This is a genomic window from Gordonia sp. CNJ-863, from assembly GCF_001942325.1.
GTDB classification, from domain to species: Bacteria; Actinomycetota; Actinomycetes; order Mycobacteriales; family Mycobacteriaceae; genus Gordonia; species Gordonia alkanivorans.
On sequence record NZ_MKKG01000044.1, the window covers coordinates 316,603 to 338,271 of the forward strand.

Genomic DNA, 21,669 nt, shown 5'->3' on the forward strand with positions numbered 1-21,669 from the left:
TCAGCTCGCCGGTACCGGCGTCTTCGTCTCGTCGGGATCGGTGAGTCCGCGGTGACGGACCGACTCGCCTTCGATGTCGAAGTTGATGACGAGCTTGTCGAGCCACTTGGGCAGACCCCAGGCGCGGTCGCCGAGCATCGCGATGACGGCCGGGACGACCAGCATGCGGATCACGAAGGCGTCGAACAGGACTGCCGAGGCGAGGGCGAAGCCCATCATCTTGGCCGTCGTCTCCGGCGAGAGCATGAACGCGGCGAAGACGCTGATCATGATGATCGCGGCGGAGGTCACCACACGAGCGCCGTGACGGTAACCCGCGACGATGGCCTCCTTCGCGGTCATGCCGTGGATGTACTCCTCGCGCATTCGGGTCACCAGGAACACCTGGTAGTCCATCGCCAGGCCGAAGACCACTCCGATCAGGAAGATCGGCAGGAACGAGATGATCGGCTGGGTGTTCGTGATGATGCCGAACCAGCCCTCCTGGAAGATCGCGACGGTGATGCCGAAGGTCGCGAGGACCGAGAAGATGAAGCCGACCGTGCCGATCAGCGGCACCCACAGGGAGCGGAAGACGCCGATCATGATCAGGAACGCGAGCCCGACGACGACGATCAGGTAGGGGATCAGCGCGTCGTTGAGCTTCTGCGAGAGGTCCGACATGATCGCGGTCTGTCCACCGACATGCAGTTCGGCGCCCTGCTTGTCGACGACCGGTGAGTACGCACGGATGTTCTCCATCAGCGTGTGCGTCGCCTCGGACGAGGGTGCGCTCTTCGGTGTCACGGTGATGAGTGCGGTGCTGCCGTTCTGCCCGCCCTCGTTGCCGATCCAGGTGAGGGAGCCGGGGTTGACGACGTCCTTCAGCCCGGCGATGTGCTTGACGGCCTCGTTCGCGACGGGCGCGATCGGGGCGTCGTCATCGTGCAGGACGACGAGCAGCGGGCCGTTGATGCCCTCACCGAAACCCTTGCTCAGCAATGCCTGTGCCGGTGCCTCGTCCTCGGTCGACAGCGACAGACCCAGCTCCATCTTGGTGGCGGGGATGGCCGCGGCGGCGAGAGCGAGCAGGCCGATGACGATGAACGGGATCGGGGCCTTGACTACGGTGCGGCCCAGACGGACACCCAGGGTGTCGCCGTCCTCGGTCTGCTCGGCGTGCTTGATCCACGGGATCTTCGGGCGGAAGGCGAAGCGGCCGAACGCGCCGAGGAGAGCGGGGATGAGCGTGAGTGCGGCGGAGACGGCGATGAAGACCGCCACCGCGGCGCCGGCACCCATCTGGGTGATGATCGGGATGCCGATGACCACGAGGGCGACGACCGCGATGATGACCGTGAGACCGGCGAACACGACCGCTGATCCGGCCGTTCCGACCGCGCGGCCGGCGGCATCGGCCGCATCACCACCCCGGTTCAGTTCGGCCCGGTACCGGGACACGATGAACAGCGCGTAGTCGATGGACACCGCGATGCCGAGCATCGTGACGATTGCGGTCGCGGACTGGTTGATCGAGAGCAGCTCCGCCGACAGCGTGAGCAGCATGATGGTGATCGCGACGCCGACGATGGCGGTCACCAGCGGGATGAACGCGGCGATCAGGGCGCCGAAGGCGACGATCATGACCACGAAAGCGATGGCGAAACCGATCAGCTCGGCGGCGCCACCCTGTTCCATCACCTGCATCAGGCGCCGGTGGCCTCGACCTGCAGGCCGTTGCCGCGGTTCTCGTCGAGGATCTTGACGAGCTCTTCCTTGTTCTCGGTCGTCAGGTCCATGACCGTGATGTTCTGACGGACCTGGATGAGGCCGACGCGACCGTTGTCACCGAGGACCGAGGGCGCGATCGCCGGGTCGACGGCAGCGGCCACGACCGGGTTCACCACGGTTTCCGGCGCGATGACATCGGGCAGCGTGCGCAGATCCTCGGCCAGCTTGTTGATCTGCTCGGTGTGGTTCTGCAGGCCGTCGTCGGCGGCCACGAGGATGCTCGTGGAGGCGCGCTCCTGCTCCTTCATGACCTGCGGGAAGTACTCCTCGACCTGCTCGGTCGCGGTGCCGGAGTCGGTTCCGGGGAGGCTGAAGTCCTGGGCGAACTTCGGCTGTAGGACGCCGACGAGCGAGACGACCGCGATCATCGCGGCCAGCCAGGCCGCGATCACGGCCCATTTGTGCCGGAAGGAGAAACTCCCCAGCCTGAACAGAAGCGACGCCATGGCGTGTGAACCCTTTCGGTTTTCGAGCGCAGGGTCGGCGTCGGCGCCGACCGGTGGTGCGACATGCGACGGTCGCGTCACATGTGTTAGTGACTAACACTAGTTACTGAGTACCACTTTTGCACTGGTCCCCGATTCCGGCGCGAGAGACAAGCGTGACCTGCACGCTTCCGTTAGTCACGCGAATTAGCGCGAATTCTGTGACAAAGTTCCGCAAATCGGACACGAAGACGCGATGTCGGTCACACCTGCGTCCCCGATGTGAGGTGCTCTGCGTCTGCGAAGGGTGCCCGGTCAGCGCACCGGTACCGGTGCCGCAGCACCGACCAGGGCGACGATGTGGAGTCCGCCCGGGTTGGTCTGGAGCGGGACCTCTTTCCAGTTGTTGGTGGTCCAGACATTGCCCGCGGGGTCGACGATGATGCCGGTGCTGCGCGCGAGCCCGTCGAAGAAGTAACCGGTCACGTCCGGGGAGATGGCGTCGCCGGTGCTTTTGCCGGGCGGGCAGGTGGCGGCGTTCGCGCCGCAGAACTTCGAGACGCGCTTGCCGGCGAAATTGCCGACCCAGACATTGCCGTCGCCGTCGGTGGTGATGCCCCACGGGATCGTGATGCCACCGCCGCGCAGCGGCCCGACGAGGGTCTTGCCCGTCGGGCCCAGAGCGGACACGGAACCGAACGATCCTGTGCCGGTGGGACGGTCGGGACACGGCAGCGTGATGGCCCCGGAGTTCGCGATCCACACGTTGCCGCGGGCATCGGTGGCCAGGCCCAGCGGATTGTCGACGTGGGGTCCGGTGATCGGGGTTCGCAACGGTCGTCCGGAGCGGTCCAGCATCGCGATCGAGCTGCTCTGTAGGCCGCTGACGAAGAGGGCCCGGCCGTTGTCGACGAGATGGAAGGGCTGCTTCACGCCGACCTTGATGTTGCGGGCGCGGCTCGGGTCGCCGTCGGGGAAGACGGTCAGTGAGTTGGTGGCGCAGTTGGTGGTCCACACCGATCCGGTGCGGTCGGTGGTCATGCCCTGCGGCCAGCTGATCGATCCCTGCGTGAAACCGGCGGGCGGAGAGAGAACTTCACCCTGCGCGCTGAACTTCGACAGCGAGTTGTGTGGCGGCTGGCGGTCGGCGGGGCAGCCCGGTTCCGGTGCGGCGAAGCCGTAGTTGCTCACCCAGATGTCGCCGGAGTGGTCCCGGGTGATGCCGTAACCGGCGCCGCTGAGGCCGCCGCCGGTGATCGGGCGTCCGCCGACGAGCTTTCCGTCGGGCCCGAAACGGAACAGGTACTTGCTGCCGCACACCGCAGTTCGCGGGTCGGCGTTGTACTCGTAGTTCGCGTTGACCCAGATGTCGCCGCCCTCGCCGATGACGAAGTTGCCCGGGCCGGCGAGAAGTCCACCGCCACCGTCGAATCGGAGGGCCAGCGTCCAGGCGGCGGGCGGAAGCGGAAGTGCCCCGGCGCGAGCGGGTCTCCGCAGTGCGACCCCGAACAGTCCGGCGGGGTTGTGTTCCGGGCTTCTCGCCATGTTCGCCATCGCCTCGACCATGTTCGACGGCCGGCCGCTCAGCGGGGTCGTCGTCGCGGACCGCAGAGCAGCGCAACCCTCGGGTGACGAGGTGCAGGCGGCGAGCGCATTGGACAGCGAGAGGAACGCGGCCTGCGTCGACGTCTGTGCACCGTTCGGTGCTGAGGCGAGGGTGGAACCGATCCGGCCGCTGGTCGGATCGGCGAGGTTGCCCGCCATCGACGCCGCGTTGCGCACGCCCGGTGCCAGGCCGCTGATGCGAGTGCCGTCGACGAACTGTGCCATCGCGTAACCCGTTGCCACGGTGGTCAGCTCGTTCACGGTCAGGCGGGAGGGCAGGGTCGGGGAGATCGTGGCGAGGGCGGTGAAGGAGTTCGGTTGTCCCGCCGGGGTGGCGGTCACGTAGAAGGCCTCGTCCGTGCCGGGCTGTGCGGTGGGTCGGAGAGTGAAACGACCGGACCGATCCGACCGCGCGACACCGGCGCTGCGCACCGGCGACGAATCCGTCCCGGTGATCCAGGCGCGCACCTCCCACGCCCGTGCCGGACCGTCGGCGACCACGGTTCCGGCCACATCACCGGGTGCAGCTGACGCATCCGAGACGCCGACGATGCACAACGAGGCGATCGCACCCATCGTCGCCAGTAGGGTGACCGGAATTCTTGGAAGTCGCACGGGAACTCCTCGCAGCACGCGCTGACCCGCCGAGGTCGCGAGCCGGGAACGTTCCGGAGCGTACCGAGGATCGGTGGCCCGGCGGTGCGTCGTCGTGCAGGGTTCCCGGACGCCCCAACCATTCGGACTGGTAACGGCCCTCGCGTACTGCGGACGTAGTAGACGATCCATACCGCGTATGTCGCATTTGCCGCGATTGCGGCTAGGGGGACCGTAGGAGACGGAGATGGAGACGGATCGCCGCGGGTGATCAGACCACAGGTGCGTAGCCCTGATCAGCGGTAATCTGCTGCGCGTGGACCTCGACGAACGGTGGGTGCGATTCGCCCGTCGTCGTCCGCTCATCTCGTCGGTGGTCGTCGCCGGGCTGGTCGCCGTCGGCACGGTGCTGGCGTTGCGGGTGGTCCAGCGGGGCGGCCCGGGTGACACGAGTCTCGAGGCGGCGTTGCTGGGCGTCGCGGCGTCGGCGTTCCTGGTGGCGAAGAATCGCGCGCCACTGGTGTCGGTGGCGGGAACGACCGCCGGAGCGGTGATCTACATCGTGGCGACCGGCTCGTTCAACTCGGCGATGAGCCTGCCTCCGGCAATCGCGTTGTACACCATCGCCTCCCGATATCCGATGCGTCGGGCGATGACCGTGACCGCGGCCGCAGCCGGTGCGCTCCTCGCGGCATCGTTCATCTGGGGTGACGACTGGTTACCGGTCGAACGGATCGGCGCCGTCGGCTGGCTGTTCCTCGGCATGTGCGTCGGGGCGCTGGGCCGTGCTCGCAACGGGTACCTCGAGGCCATGAAGGCACGCGCGGAGGCGGCCGAGTCACAGCGGGAGGTGGAGGCCGCGCAGGCGGTGCTCGCCGAGCGGATGCGTATCGCCCGCGACATCCACGACGCGGTCGCGCACCATCTGACCGCCATCAACCTGCAGATCGGAACGGCGCGGCGACTCGTGCACGCCCGCCCGGAGGTGGCCGAACAGATGCTCGCGCAGATGCACGACATCGCCGGTGCCGCGCTGAGCGAGGTCAAGGCGACGGTGGGGATGCTCCGTCGGGATTCGCTGACGGTCCCCGAGCCGGGTGCCGGGATGTCGAGCATGCCGGGCATGGTCGAGGTGTACCGCAATGCCGGAGCGTCGGTCGTGGTGACCGTGTCGGGCGAGGTGCGGCCGCTGCCCGACGACGTGGATCAGGTCGCCTACCGGGTGATCCAGGAGTCGCTCACCAACGCGGTCCGCCACGCGCCCGGGATGCCGGTCGCGGTGCGCTGCCGATACGACGACGATGCCGTCGCGATCGTCGTCGAGAATCGGTTGCGCCCCGACGACGCCCGTGTAGGCGAGGGGGGTCGGGACGCCCGTGACCTGCCCGGGCTCGGGATGATCGGCATGCGTGAACGGGTCGTCGCGGTCGGTGGGACGCTCGACGTGCGGTGGGTGGACGACCTGTTCGTCGTCGACGCCGCCCTGCCGGCCGGTGGTGGATCGGCTGACCGCGAGGCCACCGTGAGAGGAGATGTCGATGACCATCCGGATCGTCCTGGCCGACGATCAGGGTCTGTTCCGCAGCACCCTGCGCCTACTCGTTGACACCGAACCCGACCTCGAGGTCGTCGCCGAGGCGACCAACGGCGGCGAGGCCGTTCGTGCGGCCCGACGCTTCCACCCGGATGTCGTGGTCGCCGACATACAGATGCCCGGCATCGACGGCATCGCGGCCACCCGCTCGATCACCTCGGACCCGCTGCTGCGCGGGACCCGGGTGATGGTGCTGACCACCTTCGAATACGACGACAACGTCGCCGCCGCATTACGCGCGGGCGCAAGCGGTTTCATCGGCAAGGACGCCTCACCGCAGGAGCTCCTGGACGCGATACGCGCGGTGGCGCAGGGTGACACGCTGATGTCTCCCACCGCCACCCAGATGCTGGTGAGTCACTTCCTGTCTCGCCCGGCGGCCGGATCGGCCGCGGAGTCCGCGGTCGTCGGGACGTTGACCCCGCGCGAGCGGGAGGTGGTGGTGCTGGTGGCCGAGGGGTTTGGCAACGCGGAGATCGCCGACCGCCTGCAGATCAGCGTGCTGACCGCGAAAACCCATGTGAACAGGTCGATGACGAAGTTCGGCGCGCGGGATCGGGCGCAGTTGGTGGTGGCGGCATACGAATGCGGACTCGTGGTGCCGGGGCGACGCTCGGTGCGATGACCGGGGCGGGAATCCGCCGGTCAGTTGTCGGCGTTCTCGGCTTCCTCGCGGTCCCGGCGACGGTCCTCGTGGAGTGACTTGACGCGTCGTTCCTCGCGGCGGACCTCCACCTGCGTGGCGCGTTCGGCGGCGAGCCACTCGGGCATCTCGGCGAGCAGGTCGTTGATCTGTGCGGTGGTCAGCGCCTCGGCGATCCCGTTGCGGACCAGGGCGGAGTTGGAGACCCCGAGCTTGGCCGCGACCAGGTTCTTCGGGTGCGGTCCCTCGGCCCGGAGGGTCTTGAGCCACTCCGGCGGGTCGGCCTGCAGGGCGGCGAGCTCGGCGCGTGTGATGGAACCCTCGCGGAACTCCGCGGGGGTCGCCGGCAGGTACACGTCCAGCTTCTTGGCGGCGGTGGCCGGCTTCATCGACTGCGAACTCATTCCCCCAGGGTATCGGGCGGTAGCCTTTGGTCGTGACCACACCCGACCGGGCAGGCGATTCTGGGGCTTCGACGTTCCGACTGGCATACGTCCCCGGCGTGACCCCCGGCAAGTGGGTCCGCATCTGGGAGGAACGGCAACCCGACGTCCCGCTGCAGCTCGTGGCCCTCGAGGTCGCCGAGTGTGCGGGGGCCATCGCCCAGGGAAGTGTGCAGATGGCGATCACCCGTCTGCCCGACGCTCTGCGGCACGGCGATGCCGGGCCACACCACACGATCGAACTGTATGAGGAGACCACTGTCGTCGTGGTTCCCAAGGATCATGTGCTCACCGCGGGTGACGAACTGACCCTCGCCGACCTCGCCGACGAGCAGATCCTGTGGCCGCTCGACGAGCCGGCGACAGGCTTTGACGATCCAGCCGGCCGTCCCGGCACCGCCGTCGAGCACCGTCCGGAAACGACCGGCGACGCAATCGAACTCGTGGCCGCCGGCATCGGTGCCCTTCTCGTGCCTCAGTCATTGGCGCGGCTACATCACCGCAAAGACCTCGTCTACCGTCCGGTGACCGACGCTCCGACCGGCACCGTCGGCCTGCTGTGGCCGGCCCCGACCACCGAGCTGGCCGAGGAGTTCATCGGGATCGTCCGCGGCCGCAAGGCGACGTCGTCGCGTGGACACTCCGAGCCGGTGCCGAAACGGTCAGCCAAGGAGAAGGCCGCCGCGAAGCGGGCCGCGCGAGAGGCCGCGGGCAAGGTCCCGGGAAAGAGTGGCCGAAAAAAGCCCGGGGTGCGTCCGAAGCGACGGTGACGTCGGCCGGAAGGCTCAGGCGGCGCGCCACTCCGGGGTGCGTTCCGGCGAGGCTTCCTTGAGTGCCGCGAGCGTGTCGTCGACGCCGAAGTCCTTGCCGTACACGGGTGTTCCGGGCTGTTGACGCCACGACTCGGCGAGCGGTCCGGCGTCGACCGGGTCGAAACCGAGCTCGTCGACGATGCTGAACACGATCGTCTTGCCGTCCGCGTCGTCACCGGCGATCGGCAACGCGATCCGACCCTCGGCGCCGTCCGGAAGACACTTCTTGAGCAGGTGCTTCCAATAGATTCCGTTGAACACCTTGTACACCGGCACACCGAGCTGCTCGGACACCCACACGCTTTCCGGTGTGCCGTTCTCGATGGCCGCGATCTTCCCGTCACGCTGCTGCGGGTAGTAGTTGTTGGTCTCGATCACCGGGGCGCCCGGCTTACGAGCGTCGAGGATGCCCGGGGCCAGGTCAGGCGTGTTCTTCTGCGGGATGGACACGATGACGAGGTCGGCGTCCCGGGCCGCGTCCTTCGCCCATACCGCCGTTGCGCCGGTTTCTTCTGCCAGGTCTGAAAGCGTCTCGGGCGCGCGCGAATTCGACACGCGAACGTCATGTCCCAGTTCGGTGAGTCGACGAGTCAGCGTTCCGCCGATGAATCCTGCTCCGATGATCCCGATCTTCATGCTGTACCTCTTCCGACGATGTCGTTGACTCTTCGCGCAACGGTGGTCGGGGTGGGGGCATTCCCCGGGCCGGGTTTATGTGATCTGGGGATCAGAAAGTGCCTGGGCCGTGCGGCCCGACGGGGCGGCCTTTCGCATCTCTGCGAAGCGCCCGGTCGCGTGGTGGTCACACTGTGGAAGCCACCGGCTGTTCAGCAGTGGTGGGCTCGGTGGCTGTCGCTTCCACCCGTCGACCGTCCCACCAGGATCCGACCACCATCGCGATGATCGCGCACACCAGCGTGGGGACGATGCCGTGGAGTTCGATCACCCCCTGCTTGCGCAGGACCTCGAACACGATCAGCACGATCACGCCGACAACCATCGACGCCACCGCACCGGTCTTCGATGCCCCCTGCCAGAGCAGTCCGATGAACAGCGGCACGAACAGGCCTGCGGCGAGGAGTGAGACCGCGTACGAGGCGAACGTGAGGATCAGCGGTAGCGGGCTGAACGACATGAACGTGGCGGTGGCCACCGCCAGTGCACCGATGACGCCGGTCGAGATTCGCGAGAGCTTCAACGCTGTCGCGTCGTCCGCGGTCTTGCGCAGCGTGCACACGATGTCGCGACCGAAGTACACACCCATCACGTGGAGAAGTGAGTCGGTCGTCGACATCACCGCGGAGATCAGACCTGTCAGCGCAATAGCCGCGATGATGGTGCCGCCGTGGGTGAGCAGGAATGACGGCAGTGCCGAGTCGCCCGTCATGGACGGGTCGATGATCGCGATGCCGATACCGATGACGAGGATGGGTGCGTTCACGAGCCAGAAGGAGATCGCCGATCCCCAGCCGAGCACGAGTCGGGTGGTCCGGACATCCGGGCAGGACAGGATGCGCTGCAGATAGTTCGGCATGCACGCGACGCCGAGTCCCCACGAGAGGCCCCAACCGAAGGCGAGCATCCAGGTCGGCACCGGGCCGCCGAGGAACTGCGACAACCCGGGGCCATCGCTCCAACTCAGGCCGTCGCTTCCGACTTTGGTGATGACCAGGACGAGCGTGATCAGAACCGCCGCCACGAGTACCACGAGTTGGTAGGCGTCGGTGCGGGCGACTGCTTGCATACCACCGGTGAGGGTGTACAGCACGAAGATGGTGCCGACCACCAGGATCACCGCCCACACCTCGAAGCCGATCGTGGTGGAGAGCAGGATGCCGACCGCGAAGAGCTGAGCGATGAGGTAGACGAAGTAGGCGATCACGATGGTGCCTGCGGAAGTGACGCGAACTGAGCTGTCGCCGTAGCGTTTTCCGAGGAGTTCGGGAACGCTCTCCGAGGTGCGGCCGGCCCGGTGAACGCGACTGGACATGAGGACGAGGAACAACAGTCCGCAGCCGAGGCCGAGGAATGTGTACGGGACGAGGGCGAGGCCCATGCCGTTCGCGGAGCCGACCAGACCGATCACCGTCAGGGCCGAAACGTATGTGGCGGTGAAGGTCATCGTGCCCAGTACCGGACCCATGTTGCGTCCGGCGACACTGTAATCCGACGACGTGGTGATCTTCTTGTTGCTGCGGAGCCCCACGATGAGGATCAGAACGAAGTAGATCGCGACCAGAATGGTGAAGGCTGTCTGCAGACTCACTGGTCGACACCCTTCGCCTTGACCCGGTCGCGCCAGTTGAGGATGAGCGCTGCCGCCAGCGGCGCACCGCCGCCGAGCACCATTACGGCGATCGAAGCGGCGACTGCGGGAACGGATACTGAATCCATCCGGAGGCCTTCTTCCTAGATGTTGGGATGATTGTGTACACGTGCAGATTTATGCAAGGAAGGATTCCCAGCTGGCGACTTCGCAATTCAACGCTAAGCCGTACGGGGAAGCCCGGTTTCACGAGGTGTGAGCATAGTTAGCTTATGTAACGGTCATGTGACGCGCAACACTCTGACGAGTTAACCGTAGCGGGTTGTATACATTCCTGCAACGGTTGGAGGCGATTCGCCAAGCGGTCCAACGGTGTTCCAATGAACGGGAACGGCGAGAGATTCAGAACGGCGGCGTGCTGGACTGTTGGGGTGTTGTGCCGCGTCTAGTGCGCGCGGAGCGGGTCGACGTTATGGCGGAGCCGATGACGGGAATCGAACCCGCGTAATCGGTTTCGGTAGTCGAAACTCAGGCCCAAAGGGCGCCAGTGGGATTCACTGAGAATGCTCCATGACCTGAACCGATAGTCCGACGAGCGCCAACGGGAAACAGCGGAACTCGGGGGCCGATGTGGCCCGGCAACCGTGGCAATAACTCAGATCACGAAAGAAATGATCGACGCGGAGCTGGCCGGCCTGGACTACAAGCGTGCCGCTGGCATCGTCACCGTCGAGAACGGACTCACTGCGTGGGGAGTGTTCTGCGCAGTGTTCGCGGCGAACCTGGCGACCGGAGTAGTGGCCGGCATCGTGACGTGGCTCGTCTTCGTTCTGGGGAGTTGGTAGGAACCGACTCTCACCTGCGGTTTTCGTGGAGCCGATGACGGGAATCGAACCCGCGTATTCAGCTTGGGAAGGTGTTTCGGCGTCCGAACGGGCGTGCGAGCTACCTGCGGCAACGTGAAGTCACGCCTGTCATAAGACCAGGTGAGAGGCGTACTTTCGCCACCTACTGCGCACTAGCGGCCACCGGCTGACCACCGCCAAGTCAGCGCCGGTGGGTAGCACGGGGGTGGCACGGTAGCGATTCGCTGACCGAGGTGGGACGGCGGCGGTACGCCTTGGCGCGGCTTCGGATTGGGCATACGCTGGCGGCTGTACCGTGCACCGCAGGGCAGCGCCCGCAGCCGGTGTGCAGTCGCTCAGCGGGCGACCAGCAGTCCCCAGTTCTCTATCGGGTTGTGCCTGGTGTCTAAGTGAATATCCGAGTTCGGTTCAGAGGACCGACGTTCGTCTGGGCAGCGCCCGCGAACCTACGTCCCGTCCGCAATCTGCCCGAATTGGAATTCACAATGACCACCACACATTCATCCCTGACCCGCTCGCTTCCGGCGCGCAAGAAGTTGTTCATCTTCGGCGGCGATCCCAACGCGGTCGGCACTAGCACACAAGGCGATGTGCTTGTCAATCAAACAGCTGACGGCGTCGACCTCAACCGAATTTGGGATGAAGCGGCCACCGCGATGCAGGCTTGGAATAAAAGCCGAACCTCGCTTGCAGCGATCCTCTCCTATCCGACAACGAATGTCGGAGATGCGATCGCCCAGTCCATCGGTGGTGATCATTTCGAGGAGGCTTCAGAATTCGGTGAGCCGACCGGCCTGCGTGCTGAACCCGATGCGCTTATTCTGGGTTATTCGCTTTCCGATTTCGATCTCGCTTCGCGGTTTTCATGGCGTTTCTTGAGATCTGCAACGGCGCAACAGGTTAAATCGGTAATTGATCGCGCGCTCGAAGCTGATAATCGTTTGGTTACGGGCGCAATCCTCCGGCGTCTATTCGACCCGGCCGAGAAAATTAACGAGGTAGGGCACCGTTGCTACGGCCTCTATAACGGAGACGGGACGGTTCCGCCTAGTTTCGCAGGACAGACATTTTCCGGATCGAGCTCACATTACTTGATTAGTGGGAACGCAAACGGGATTGATCCTGGCGACATTACGGACTTGATCAAGCAGGTTCGTTCTAAGGGGTTCGGGACGACACCAAACAGCAAGCTGTTGATTCTCGCAAACCCGCTTCAGGGCGAGATCATCGCCTCTTTCCGCGCCGGTGTGGAGACTAACGGGGTGGAGAGCCAGTTCGACTTCATTCCTGCGAGGAATGCGCCCGCCTACTTGACGCCGAATGAGATCGTGGGAGAACAGGCTCCAGGGGAGTGGTCGAATCTCCCTATTTCGGGATCGTATGGACCGGCTTGGTTGGTTGAATCGCGCTACTTGCCGGTCGGCTACGTCGCTGTAGTTGCGACCGGTGGGCCGAACAGCACAATAAATCCGATCGGTTTCAGGCAGCATCAGAATCCCGCGTACCAGGGGCTTCGCCTGCTGCCGGGCAGCGATTCTCGCTATCCGCTCGTTTCGAGCTTTATGCAGAGGTCGTTCGGTGTTGGAACGCGCTATCGCGGCGCTGCTGCTGTCGTCCAGGTCAAGGCCAGCGGCCCTTATGAAGCTCCTGAATGGGCGTGGACGTAGCCGTGAGTGCAGTAACCGGGCCGCGCGACTTTGGTCCTGAGGCCGGCGAGTTCTCGTGGGGGCCGGGTAACGTCCCGCCCGGTCTCGAAGACGCCCCTCCCAGCGAGGGCGGAACCTACCGAGGCAAGACGCCGAAAGCTGCCGACAATGAAGGACTACGCGCCCTGGCCGACGAGCTGGAACAACGGCATCGGAGTCGACGGTGAGCCGGGCGTACCGGCGCGACCGTAAGGGTCGGTTCTCGGCCAGTCCGGGCAGCAAGGTAACCAGCGCGCTCGACGAGGCTGAGGCCGCGTTGCAACGGGCCGAGGCGGGCGTGCAGGAACTCGCCGCACCTCGCCGCGCGCAGGCTCGGCAACGCCGGAAGACGGTCCGCAGAGCCGCGCTGACCGGAGCCGCCCTCGGTGCGGTGGTACCTGCACCCGCAGCGGTAAAAGTGACCGCCGCGCGAGCGACAACCTACGCAGTCGCGAGTACGGCTGCCGGATACAAGTTCGGTAAGGCGGCGGGCACGGCGACAGCCAGCCGCCGAGCCGCCGCCGGTACTCGCGTGCGCCGTTGACTTGGCAGGCCGGTCGCCTGTGCCCCTACGGCACTGCGCCGTCGGCCCTGGCAAAGGTCAGACCCCGGCGACAGCCGTCCTGGGCCTGCACCAACAACCGCATTACTTAAACCTGATGGGTTCAGCCGTAGCCCATCGTCAATCAGGAGACGTCGACGTGTCCGTCTCCAAGTTCGCGCGGTGGACGCACCGGCGAGCGCCGAGCGAGGATCTAACTCTCTGGCCCGAGGACGCCTCGCTCATCCCCGCCCCCGTCGAGCCGACCTGCCCTGGCCAGCTCGGCGGGGTCGGTCTATGTGGTGGCGGATAACGAACGGATCACGGCGAGTGGTAGCCCGGTACTGGCGTGGGAATCCAACGATGCAGCGCGCCAGGGAGACTATCGGAAAGGGTCGCTCTGGCACCCACCGATTGAGTTAACGAGCATTCTCATCTAGTCGGACACGTAATCCATTGGCTAACACCAACTCCCAACGTGCCAGGGGTTGCGTACTAACGGCCTGCCGTGGCAGGGTGGGTGGTGCAACAGCCACAGCGGCAAGCTGGGCAAGGTTGCCGGACCGGTCAAGTGGTTCGTGATGTATCGGTACCGACGCGGACAAGGCGCTCCTTCGAGCAAGGCGCTGCTTTCATGCCAGCCCCGCGTCCCTTGGCTGGGCCGACCTGTGAACACAACAACCCTTACGAGGGGTGTGTTTGCGGTCGGCGCAGTGCTGTTCCGCTCCACCCCTCTCTCACAGAGAGGAACTCGTATGTCTCAGGCAGTAGCGCGAACCGCGCCAGCCTTCGCTCCCGCTCCGCAGAATCGCGGACAGCGGCGGCACCCCATCAATCGGGACGAGCTGTCCAACCTCCCCACGCGCAAGGGTCGTCCCGGAGCCAAGGCGTTCTTCGCCGAGATCGGCGTCCACGGCATAACGGACACTCGGATCAGAACCGCGAGCGAGGACGCCTCGCTCCGGAAGTTCCGCATCGCGGGTCACAACTGGTACGCTGACCGTGATCTGTGGGATTGGTTGCAGTCGTTGGCCTCTGGTGGTCGTGGCGGTGCCGCGTGAACGCGCGGTGGCGGGACGAGTTCGATCAGTTCTCCGCCTTGCGTCATCTTCGTGACGACGACCACGCGGCGATGACGGCCGCGACCACGGGGCATCCGATGGTGGCACAGACTGCCGAGGCAACGAGTGCGGATCGCTTCCTGCTGGATGGCACTGCACGTCCTTACAGTCCAGATGCGCGGTTGCTCCCCGAACTAAGCGACGCCATCGACCGGGCGCGCGACCTGCCTACCGAATGCTGTGGGGTGGTGGGCTCGTTCTGGTATTCGAACTGTGGTCGACGAATCCAGAAGGATCGCAACCCCGCAGGTCCGGCGCTGTCTTACGACGACCGCCTGAAAGCCATCACGATTGAGCAGTGGGTTGAAGAGTACGGGCCGCAGGCTCGACTGGAACTCGCTCGCCACGAGCGTGATTACGACATGGCCGTCGAGGTCGCCGAGTATGGCGGCAGTCCCATCAAGACGGTGATCCTTTACAGCCCACGTGGGATCGGCAACAAGGAGTATCTGGTCTCGCAGGGATGGACGTCCGCCCGGGTGGTTCGTCTCGCGACGCGTTCCCATCGCGTGCCGGACTGCTTCTTCTGTCCGCGTGTCGGCGTGATGTCCATCTTCGTGAAAGTTGACTGCGGTGCGGTGCTGCGCGTCTTCCCGATGTGCTACGCGTGCGAACCGCGCATCTGTCGTGGCTTCGATCCCGTCCGCGGCGGGCATCACGACCTGACGATTGACGTGGAATTTGCCTGTGACGACTGGGATCAAGCGACCGGTTGGCCCGACGACAGGTTCCGCTGATGCGGGGCCAGGTTGTGCCGGGCTCGGCGATCCTGGCCCAAAGCTCCGACGGCCTCCCCGGCGATCTGTTGTTGGGGTACGCGGTGCGTGCTCGTCGTCGGTGGTTCCGCAGGTTCGTCGTCGACGAGCGCGGGTGGGAATGGTCGCACGTGCGGTTGGTCTCGCCGGGGCGGTTCCGTGTGGTTCAGAACTGCCATGCGGGCGTGACGTACCTGGCTGTGCAACCGCTACAGGGGCATTCGCTGGTGCCTGAGCGTCGCCACGTCGGACGTGCGGCCCCTAGTGGGTGCGCTGGCGTGGGCGGTGCAACGTCAACGCGTGTGGCGGCTGCTGTGCCTACGTCGACAACGGTTGAGGGACGCGCCGACACCGCCGACACGCCCCTCTTTTCCACACGCGGTGAGCTGAGCTCTCCTGCCAACGTCAGCCGGTAGCTGACGCACTTCACCTTAAACCGTTGCAGCGCAACGGGTTACCTCGCACAAAAGAGAACGCCGGAACCGAGTATCTGGGAGATCGGTTCCGGCGTCCTCTGATCGACAAGAAGCTTGGGAAGGGCCTCTTATGACCCACAATACCTCACCCACCAAACCGAAGCCACCGCGTAAAACACAGGGCCACAGACGAATCCACGTGACTCACTCGCTAGACAGTGACGGTTGCACGGTGTGGCGGATGTTCGCGCCGCGAATACCTGATGTGTCTGGGTTGAGCTTGCGCGAAGCGGCCCTGGCGTATGTGCGAGCGGGATGGTTCGTGTTGCCGGTCGCACCCAGAAGCAAGAACCCCGGCAGCGTGGTGGGTGCCGGGTGGCAGCACCTGTCCAGCCGCGATCCTGCTCAGGTTCGGGAATGGTGGAACGACAACCCCAGCTACGGAATCGCCCTGCACGCGGGCCGGAGTGGCGCAGTGATCTTCGACCTTGATAACGCTGCGCTGGTCGACCTTCCGCGTGACCTGGCGAATGGACTCCGCCAAGGCGTGTGTCAGCTGAGCCGGCGAGACAGTCCGGATCGCGGGCACTACTTGTTCCTCAATGACGGCGGCTACGGAAACGGTCGGGGCGCGTTTGCTTCATTCGGAGACGTGCGCGGCAAGAACGGCGTCATCATCGCGGCCCCAACGCCTCACGCCGAAGACGACGGACACTACCGCTGGACACAGACCGGCGACGTACCCGAACTGTCTGACGCGTTGCGGGCGTGCCTGTCGCAAGCGTCCGAGCACGAAGCGCCACCGCTGACAGATGCTGAATTCGATGCGTTCGTCAGTGCGCACGAGCACAACCGCAACGACCGCCCTGCTGCGTTGGACGGTGTGCTGACCGCGTTTGAGAACGAAGTGTGCGACGGCGGCAGCAGTCACGAAGCGTTGGTGAGGGCGTTGCCGTGGGCCTTCCGCGAGGTGCGCGCCGGGTTGTATCCCGCCACCGAGGTCATTGCCAGGCTGCAGGATGCGTTCTTGGACTCGTTTGGGTGGATAGGTCGCAACCTTGACGGTCGAGATCGGCCTGCGTCCAACGAGTTCCTACGAACGGCGGTCTGGGCCGCAGCGCAGGCGCAGCTTGCCGACCCGGACGAGACGCGAGCGCGCGTGGATCGGGACACACTCACCGGAGACCTGGACGCGGACGTGAGCGCGAACTCGGCAGGCTGCGGGTTCGTGACCGCGCCAAGGCGGCTTATGCCGAGGAGAAGGCCCGAGACCGACTGATGGTCAACGCCGACCGTGCCATGGACGGTTTGGCGTTTCTCACCGAGGCGACTGACGAAACCCCTCTGTGGGGCGAAGGCGACCGCGTGCTGTGGGCTCCTGGTGAGGGCTTGATGATTTGTGGGCCGCAGGGGGTGGGCAAGTCGACTATCGTCCAGCAGCTCATGCTGGCGCGACTGGGCCTGACCGACCCGCAGTTCTGTGGGTTGCCGGTGGTCGTGGATGACCGGCCGGTCCTCTACTTAGCGATGGACCGCCCACCGCAGATTCGTCGATCTATCAACCGGATGGTGAACACCGCCGACGAAAACGTCGCCGCTGTGCTTAAGCGGCAGCTGGTCGTGTGGAAGGGGCCGCCGCCGGTCAACGCCGCCGAAGCGCCGGGAGTGTTCGCTAAGTGGGTGGCCATGCACGGACGAGAGCCGGGTTTGGTGATCGTGGATTCGCTGAAGGACCTTGCCGGTGGCCTGAGCGAAGACGCGGTGGGGTCGGGCATCAACGCCGCCATGCAGACCGTCCTCGCGAACGGCACTGAGTTCATTGACTTGCACCATCAGCGCAAGGCCACCGCCGACAACCGCAAGCCCGACAAACTGACCGACGTGTACGGCAGCACATGGCTGACGTCGGGCATGGGATCGGTTCTCTTGGTGTGGGGTGAAGCCGGAGCGCCCACGGTCGAGCTGTCGCACTTGAAGCAACCTGCGGCCCCGGTCGGCACGCTGATCGTCAATCACTCTCATGGGTCGGGCTTGTCGAGCGCCAACGACCCCGACGTGATGCTGATGCAGCTCGCGGTGGAAGCCGGGGCGGCTGGCATCACCGAGAGGGATGCGGTGGCCGGTGTGTTCCAGCTGGAAGAACACGACACGGACTACGTCCCGGCCAAGAAGCGCATCCGCCGCCGCTTGGACAGGTTCACCCGAGAGGGACAGTTCACCTATGCGGCAGGTGCGAAAGGTGGCTCTGGAGGCGGAGGGAGGCCAGCAACGTGGGTTGTCGCGCAGCGGTGAACGCAGGAGCGGGCATCGGAGGCGGTTGCCAAAAGCGTTGTGGCAGCACGTTACCCGCGCGGGTATCGGACGTACTCCGATGCCCGGCACGATGCCCGGCGATGCCCCCCCCCGCAGCCGGGTTACGCAAAACTGCAGGTAGCGGGCGATACCCGCACCAGGTACGGGGCCGGGTATCGGAGCAACGGCCAAGGGCGATGCCCGCCCGCCTATGCATATAGGCGGGCATCGTCCGCCCCGTTGGGCGCTGTGGGTAGTCGGTAGATCGGAGAAAAGAGGAAGAAATGATGAACGAGAACGATTCGAACGCTGAGGGTTTGGACGAGGTCCAGGACTCTACTGAGAGCGAGCAGACGACCGGGACCGAGCAGACGGTCGAGACCGAGCCGATCGTCGCGACCAGAGGGTTCGACGCTAACCGGAAACCGAAGGAAGTGGTGTGGGGCGACGGACGCCGACCCAGTCCGGATCGGGTGTGCACCGCGCGTAGGACCAACGGCCAGCCGTGTACGCGTATCGCCATTGCGGGCGGCAACGTTTGCCCCGCGCACGGGGGCCTCGCTCCACACATCCAGGCCAAAGCGAGAGCTCGTCTTCAGTCTGCTGCCGACCGGATGGCCAAGGAGCTGTTGAAGATTGCCGTCAGTGACGCCGCGCCCGGCAACGTGAAGCTCGCCGCCATCCGCGACGCCCTGGACCGCGCGGGCCTCAGCGCCAAGACAGCGGTAGAGGTAGAAGTCGGTCCCCCCAAGGGATTTGAGCAAGTCTTGGAGGCGATGGTGACTGGCGGGTCGCGGGCGGAGAGTCGCGCGCGCCGAGGACTCACCGACGACGCCTTCAGCGCCAACCCCGACGACTGGACCGCCAGCGAGATTCTGGATGCGCAGATCGTCGACGACGAAGCGGGTTATTCGCCGGCTCCGTCGCACAGACCGTCCACCACGCCCCGGCCCACACAGTCACCAGCCCCGGCAAACGGATCGGGACTGCTGCCGTTTGAAGAAGCTCTGGACCGGCTGCACAACACGCCACCACCCGCACAGCAGCCCGCACCCCGCCGCAGGACCGGCCATTAGACCGGCCCCACAGCCACCAGGGCGCGGGTACGGCACCCGGCGCGCCTACGGGCACCCCGCACTACACGTCAACGGCACAAGCGGCGTCAAACCGTAAGGGAGTCAACGTAAGTCGTGTAGTGACGTGCATCACACTGGCGTAGTATGGGGTGCAGGGGGCGCGGGCAGGGCCGCACCCCTCGGACCACCTAGCAAGGGGGACAGGACAAGTGAGAGTCATAGGGTATGTGCGGGTCAGCACGAGGGATCAAGGGGACAGCGGGCTGGGCCTGGAAGCGCAGCGGGAGAGCCTGGAACAGTGGTGCGCCGCGCACGATCACGAACTGCTCACGGTCACTACGGACGTGGTCAGCGGAGCCAAGAGCGACGCGATGTTCGGGCGGCAGGTGGCTGTGGCCGCTGTGGAATCGGGCGTGGCTCAGGGCTTGCTGGTGCGCGCACTAGACCGTGTTACGCGCGATCAGCTGGACGCCGCCCAGATCATGAAGCGCGCGAACGACTATGGATGGCGGTTGCTGGACACCGAAGGTGCCGACAGCGGCGACCCGAGCCAGCGCCTCGTGGCGGACGTGCGGCTGGCCGTGGCAGCCGAGGAGCGCCGCAAGATCGGCACCCGCACTCGTGAAGCCTTGGACGCCAAACGCCGCAAGGGCGAACCCGGACTGATCCCCACCAGCACACAGCGCCGTATCCAGGTGCTCGCGCATCAGGGCCTCGGAGCGAAAGCCATCGCCTCCCGGCTCACCGCTGAGGGCGTACCGACAGCCACAGGTGGCGACACGTGGAGCTACAGCACCGTGCGGCGTGTACTCACCCGCCTCTCACAGGAGGTGGCCTGACATGGCTTGGATCAAGACGTACGAGACCAAGGACCGCAAGCGCGGCAAGCCCGTGAAGACCTATCGGGTGATCTGGAAGGAGACGCGGCGAGACGAGCGGGGTCTACCCATCCCCGCTAGCGAGGCCAACCCAACCGGACGGAAGCGCAGCACCAACCGGCAGCGCACATTCGCGGATCGCGAAGCGGCCGAGCAGTTTCGCGATGAGCTGAACGCAGCCAAGCATCAACCGGGTGGGGTGGTCGTCCCGCGGGACCAGTTGTTCGCACACGCGGCGGAAGCGTGGCTCGCCAGCCGCACTGACCTGAAGCCGCGCACCCGAGGTGAGTACGAGAACCTCCTCAGTCCGAAGAAGCGCGCCCGCAAAGACGCCAACGGCAACAGCACCGGTCACCTGTCCATCATCGCGACGTTCGGCGGCAAAGCGGTGGGCAGTATCACCCGGCAGCAGATCGCCGAGTGGGTGCAGGCCCTCATCGACGCCGGGAAGAAGCCGAGCACGGTGCGGCACGCCTACTTCGTCGTGAAGATGGTGCTGGAACAGGCGGTGGTGGACGGTCTCCTGCGCGACAACCCTGCGGACCACGTCAGGTTGCCGAGCGAGCGCACAGCCGACAGCGGGACGCCAGGCGTCGTGGACGACCCGGACATGTTCTTGACTGCAGACCAAGTGTCGGCACTCGTGGCGGCTACGCCCTGGCCGTACAACGTACTTACACATGTGGCCGCGTGGAGTGGCCTGAGAGCCGCCGAGCTGGGCGGGTTGCAGGTGGGCGACGTGGAACTGCCTGCGCGGCAGGTCAACCCCAACGCGCGGCCCAAACCCGGAACACTGCGAGTGGACCGCACCCTGAGTCCTCGTCCCACGGGCGGGTACGACACCCCCAAGACGCGAGGGAGCCGGCGACGAGTACCCCTGACCCCGGCGACCGTAGACGTGCTGCGCGACTACCTGGCCCTGCACCCCCGCGCTGACGAATCGACTGCGCCGTTGTTCCCGGCGTTCCGGCTTACACCGCCGAAGCGGACCGGGGTGCGCGCCGCCGACGAACCCGAGACCGCTCAGGCCAAGGCCACCCGCCAGGCCGACGCCTTGGCGGCTCTCACGGTGGACGTAGCCGAGCAGCGCCTGGACCTGGACTGGTGCAGCCCTGTACGACACCAGAACTTCTACAAGGCGGTGTTCCGTCCGGCGGTGCTGCGCGCAGGCACCGCCCCATCCGGCCTGAAGTTCCACGCGCTGCGTCACACCTACGCCAGCCTGTGCGTGGCGGCAGGTATTCCTCCGCTGGAGATCGCGCGGTTCATGGGGCACGCCAAAGTCACCACCACGCTCAGCGTGTACGCGCACCTCTTTGAGGACGACCACACCGAGGCGATGTCCGCCTTGGCAGCGATGGGTCAGCCAAGCAGCACCGAGAATGTGGTGCAGCTAAGGGGCTAGACCAGTTCGGCGCGCTCAAGGACCTGACGGATCTCTTCGAAGGCAGCTTTGATTCGGCCTGCCGGGTACCTAATCTGCCCTAGGCCGTGGATGTTCGAGAACTCCTCACAGCCGTCCTCAAGAAGCACGATCGCGTTGGCAAAACCCAAACGACCCTGGAACAGACCCACTTCGTGGATGACGTTCGCACGTGCAACGTGTTTACCTTCTGATGTTTCATCTTCCGCGGTCATGATCAGTAACGCGAATGCAGCGTTGTCCAACATCTCGGAGAGACGAGCGACGTTAGTCAGTCCCGCTACGGGTACGCGGTTGAACTCGTCAACTTGCAAACCAAGGCGATCCTGAACGAAGTCGGGGCTGGTGCACGAGTAGGTGACATCTGATCTGGCTTGCCCTGCCGGGCGGCCTGGAAGGATGCCAGCTGTGCCCAAGCCCTATCCCCAGGAGTTCCGCGACGACGTTGTCCGCGTCGCCCAGAA

The 21,669-nt window shown here is 65.5% G+C and carries 18 protein-coding genes and 2 pseudogenes; 13 read left to right on the forward strand and 7 right to left on the reverse strand.

The genetic code is table 11. The features are described 5' to 3' along the window. Together BJF87_RS19770 and BJF87_RS19775 are read right to left on the reverse strand one after the other, a co-directional pair. A pseudogene (locus BJF87_RS19770) lies at positions 1 to 2,216 on the reverse strand (MMPL family transporter). A 294-nt stretch (positions 2,217 to 2,510) separates the two neighbouring features. Further along, positions 2,511 to 4,415: a hypothetical protein gene (locus tag BJF87_RS19775; protein ID WP_262339058.1), complete on the reverse strand. Its 1,905-nt coding sequence runs from the start codon at positions 4,413 to 4,415 to the stop codon at positions 2,511 to 2,513. Positions 4,416 to 4,710: 295 nt separating this feature from the next. On the opposite strand from BJF87_RS19775, the gene BJF87_RS19780 reads away from it, so the two are divergent. Both BJF87_RS19780 and BJF87_RS19785 read left to right on the forward strand, forming a co-directional pair. Beyond that, a complete protein-coding gene (locus BJF87_RS19780; RefSeq protein ID WP_075863757.1) occupies positions 4,711 to 6,000 on the forward strand; it encodes a sensor histidine kinase in 1,290 nt (429 codons plus the stop codon). After that, positions 5,933 to 6,613: a response regulator transcription factor gene (locus tag BJF87_RS19785; protein ID WP_006357174.1), complete on the forward strand. Its 681-nt coding sequence runs from the start codon at positions 5,933 to 5,935 to the stop codon at positions 6,611 to 6,613. Before BJF87_RS19780 ends, BJF87_RS19785 begins: the two co-directional genes overlap by 68 nt. A gap of 20 nt (positions 6,614 to 6,633) precedes the next feature. Here the strand turns inward: BJF87_RS19785 and BJF87_RS19790 are convergent, their stop codons facing one another. Then, the gene (locus tag BJF87_RS19790) at positions 6,634 to 7,020 is read right to left on the reverse strand and encodes a DUF5997 family protein (protein WP_006357175.1); all 387 of its coding nucleotides are present in this window, start codon (positions 7,018 to 7,020) and stop codon (positions 6,634 to 6,636) included. A 41-nt stretch (positions 7,021 to 7,061) separates the two neighbouring features. Between BJF87_RS19790 and BJF87_RS19795 the strand changes: the two genes are divergently transcribed. Continuing rightward, positions 7,062 to 7,844 carry a LysR family substrate-binding domain-containing protein gene (locus tag BJF87_RS19795; protein WP_075863758.1) on the forward strand — a complete coding sequence of 261 codons (783 nt, stop codon included), beginning with the start codon at positions 7,062 to 7,064 and terminating at the stop codon, positions 7,842 to 7,844. A gap of 15 nt (positions 7,845 to 7,859) precedes the next feature. On the opposite strand, the pseudogene BJF87_RS19800 reads toward BJF87_RS19795, so the two are convergent. The 3 genes and pseudogenes from BJF87_RS19800 to BJF87_RS26935 all read right to left on the reverse strand — a co-directional run. Next, a pseudogene (locus tag BJF87_RS19800) lies at positions 7,860 to 8,543 on the reverse strand (NADPH-dependent F420 reductase); the annotation flags it as partial. A gap of 145 nt (positions 8,544 to 8,688) precedes the next feature. After that, positions 8,689 to 10,152 carry a sodium:solute symporter family protein gene (locus BJF87_RS19805; protein WP_006357178.1) on the reverse strand — a complete coding sequence of 488 codons (1,464 nt, stop codon included), beginning with the start codon at positions 10,150 to 10,152 and terminating at the stop codon, positions 8,689 to 8,691. Then, the gene (locus BJF87_RS26935; RefSeq protein ID WP_006357179.1) at positions 10,149 to 10,280 is read right to left on the reverse strand and encodes a hypothetical protein; all 132 of its coding nucleotides are present in this window, start codon (positions 10,278 to 10,280) and stop codon (positions 10,149 to 10,151) included. The genes BJF87_RS19805 and BJF87_RS26935 overlap by 4 nt, the downstream gene beginning before the upstream one ends. Positions 10,281 to 10,823: 543 nt before the next feature. Here BJF87_RS26935 and BJF87_RS26165 point away from each other — a divergent pair. The 10 genes from BJF87_RS26165 (at position 10,824) to BJF87_RS19845 (ending at position 21,187) form a co-directional block, all read left to right on the forward strand. Beyond that, on the forward strand, positions 10,824 to 10,997 hold the full coding sequence (locus BJF87_RS26165) for a hypothetical protein (protein WP_158037549.1): 174 nt from the start codon (positions 10,824 to 10,826) through the stop codon (positions 10,995 to 10,997). Between the two features lie 506 nt (positions 10,998 to 11,503). Further along, positions 11,504 to 12,685 (forward strand): hypothetical protein, encoded by a 1,182-nt coding sequence (locus BJF87_RS19810; RefSeq protein WP_075863760.1) that lies wholly within the window; start codon positions 11,504 to 11,506, stop codon positions 12,683 to 12,685. A gap of 202 nt (positions 12,686 to 12,887) precedes the next feature. Next, a complete protein-coding gene (locus BJF87_RS25950) occupies positions 12,888 to 13,247 on the forward strand; it encodes a hypothetical protein (RefSeq protein ID WP_139319556.1) in 360 nt (119 codons plus the stop codon). Between the two features lie 752 nt (positions 13,248 to 13,999). Beyond that, a complete protein-coding gene (locus tag BJF87_RS19815; protein ID WP_075863761.1) occupies positions 14,000 to 14,305 on the forward strand; it encodes a hypothetical protein in 306 nt (101 codons plus the stop codon). Continuing rightward, positions 14,302 to 15,102, forward strand: coding sequence for a hypothetical protein (locus BJF87_RS19820; protein WP_075863762.1), 801 nt, complete (start codon positions 14,302 to 14,304; stop codon positions 15,100 to 15,102). The genes BJF87_RS19815 and BJF87_RS19820 overlap by 4 nt, the downstream gene beginning before the upstream one ends. A 708-nt stretch (positions 15,103 to 15,810) precedes the next feature. Then, complete coding sequence (locus tag BJF87_RS19825; protein ID WP_158037551.1) at positions 15,811 to 16,815, forward strand: bifunctional DNA primase/polymerase; 1,005 nt, start codon at positions 15,811 to 15,813, stop codon at positions 16,813 to 16,815. Further along, positions 16,815 to 17,828 (forward strand): AAA family ATPase, encoded by a 1,014-nt coding sequence (locus BJF87_RS19830; protein ID WP_075863764.1) that lies wholly within the window; start codon positions 16,815 to 16,817, stop codon positions 17,826 to 17,828. The genes BJF87_RS19825 and BJF87_RS19830 overlap by 1 nt, the downstream gene beginning before the upstream one ends. A gap of 284 nt (positions 17,829 to 18,112) precedes the next feature. After that, on the forward strand, positions 18,113 to 18,904 hold the full coding sequence (locus tag BJF87_RS19835) for a hypothetical protein (RefSeq protein ID WP_075863765.1): 792 nt from the start codon (positions 18,113 to 18,115) through the stop codon (positions 18,902 to 18,904). Between the two features lie 227 nt (positions 18,905 to 19,131). Beyond that, positions 19,132 to 19,743: a recombinase family protein gene (locus tag BJF87_RS19840; protein ID WP_262339059.1), complete on the forward strand. Its 612-nt coding sequence runs from the start codon at positions 19,132 to 19,134 to the stop codon at positions 19,741 to 19,743. Between the two features lies 1 nt (position 19,744). Continuing rightward, positions 19,745 to 21,187: a tyrosine-type recombinase/integrase gene (locus BJF87_RS19845; protein WP_075863767.1), complete on the forward strand. Its 1,443-nt coding sequence runs from the start codon at positions 19,745 to 19,747 to the stop codon at positions 21,185 to 21,187. Here BJF87_RS19845 and BJF87_RS19850 read toward each other — a convergent pair. Then, positions 21,184 to 21,621 carry a TIR domain-containing protein gene (locus BJF87_RS19850; protein WP_084813237.1) on the reverse strand — a complete coding sequence of 146 codons (438 nt, stop codon included), beginning with the start codon at positions 21,619 to 21,621 and terminating at the stop codon, positions 21,184 to 21,186. The two genes, BJF87_RS19845 and BJF87_RS19850, sit on opposite strands and share 4 nt — an antisense overlap. Positions 21,622 to 21,669: the final 48 nt, after the last annotated feature.